We start from the raw sequence: 1,529 nt of genomic DNA, 5'->3' as shown, positions 1-1,529 counted from the left end.
CCCGGGCGGCGGCGGGCGGGTCCTCCCCCGCGGACGGCATCGCCGGCCTCGCGGATGCCCTGGACGGGGTGTGGGGGCGGCATGCCGGCCGCCCCCACGCTCCGCAGCAGGCCGTGCCGGTGCTGTGCGGGCTGAGCCTGGACCTGCTCGCCGACCACGGTGTCCCGCACGCCCGGCCGGTGCTCGCCCTGCTCACCCTCTTCGCGGCGGAGCCCGTTCCGATGGCCCTGCTGAAGGCGGCGGCAGTGGTCGGCCTCCAGGACCCCCGTGGGGTGCGGATCACCGAGGAGGACCTGGAGCGGACGGTGACCGCGTTGCGGGACATCGGCCTCGTCCACGGGACGTCCCTGCTGACGGTGGATCCGCTGGTGAGGGAGGCCGTGCGCGCGGCGCTCGCACACGAGCCGGAGACGGCCCGAGCGGTACACGGGGTGTTCGTCGACCTGCTGGAGCTGGCCGTGCACGCGGTCGATCCCGAGGACCCGGGCCACGCCCCGTGGTGGCCTGCGCTCGCGCCGCACCTCACCGCGGCCCGCGACCTACCGGTGGCCGTGGCCGCGGCCGCGGATCCGCGGCAGGAGGCCCGGCTGACGGCGGCTGCGCAGATCCTGGCGGCCGGTCTGCAGCGTCACGGGTACGTCCGTTCGGCCCGGCTGGTCCGCCGGGAGAGCGTGCCCGGCACCCCCTCGTAGCCGGTGTCCGGCCTGCCTGTCCCCGGCAGTTGCCACACCCTCGCCCGGGGCCGACACCCGTTCCTCGGACGCGTGGGCGGAGCGGCAGCGGCAGGCTCCGCCCGTCCGGCGGGTGTGCGCGGCGGGTCCGTCCCTAGGATCGCCGCGACCACCGGCCCGGCCGACCCCGCCACGTCCGCCACGAAGCGCCCTCGCCCGACGCCGAGTTCGCGCAGCGCCCGCCCGTGGTCGGCAGCCACCACCAGTCCCGCGCCGAGGAGCATCACCCGCCAGCCCGCCAGGACCGGCCGCCGGAGCGGGCGCGGCAGCCCCGCGACCGACCCGCGCAACCGCGCGCAGTGGAACGGGACGTGCCGCTCCTCGTCCGCCAGGATGCGCCGGGCGACCTCCGAGGTCAGCGGGTCGCCGGTGCCGTCCCGCAGCGCCCGGTAGTAGCGCAGGGCCACGACCTCCGCGACCATCAGGAGCAGCAGCTCCGCGTGGAGCCCCGCCGAACGGCGCATGCGTGCGAACACCGTGTCGCTCCAGTGGCCGGCCGACGTCGTCGCCCCGCCCGCCGCCAGCAACCGGGCGAGCAGCCGCGCGTGGTTGTGCTCCTCGTCCTCGAACAGCCGCACCGCTGCGGCGTAGTGCGGGTCGCCCGCGGCGTCCGCCTTGGCGATCAGGTTCGCGCCGTCGCCGTCCTCGCCGAGCTGGAAGCGCTGGACGCTCGCCCGCACCGCCGGGGACAGCCGGGCACCCGGCTCCCAGGAGGGATCGGGCGTGGCGCCACGGCGATCCCGTTCGGCCTCGAAGTCCCGCACCCAGGCGACGAATTCCGATGCAGCCATGCCCTGC

Annotated in this window: 1 protein-coding gene and 1 pseudogene; one reads left to right on the top strand and one right to left on the bottom strand. The window is 77.0% G+C overall.

Annotated elements, in window-relative coordinates; genetic code table 11:
* Positions 1 to 692, top strand: a 692-nt coding sequence (locus tag ABZ641_RS36855; protein ID WP_359988919.1) for a hypothetical protein, incomplete at its 5' end; no start/stop codon positions are given.
* Positions 693 to 826: 134 nt separating this feature from the next.
* On the opposite strand, the pseudogene ABZ641_RS36850 reads toward ABZ641_RS36855, so the two are convergent.
* Positions 827 to 1,522, bottom strand: a pseudogene (locus ABZ641_RS36850) (ferritin-like domain-containing protein); the annotation flags it as partial.
* Positions 1,523 to 1,529: the final 7 nt, after the last annotated feature.

Origin of the sequence: Kitasatospora sp. NPDC007106 (assembly GCF_040634455.1) — a bacterium.
Lineage (GTDB): Bacteria > Actinomycetota > Actinomycetes > Streptomycetales > Streptomycetaceae > Kitasatospora > Kitasatospora arboriphila.
This window is presented reverse-complemented; position numbering and strand designations above follow the sequence as displayed.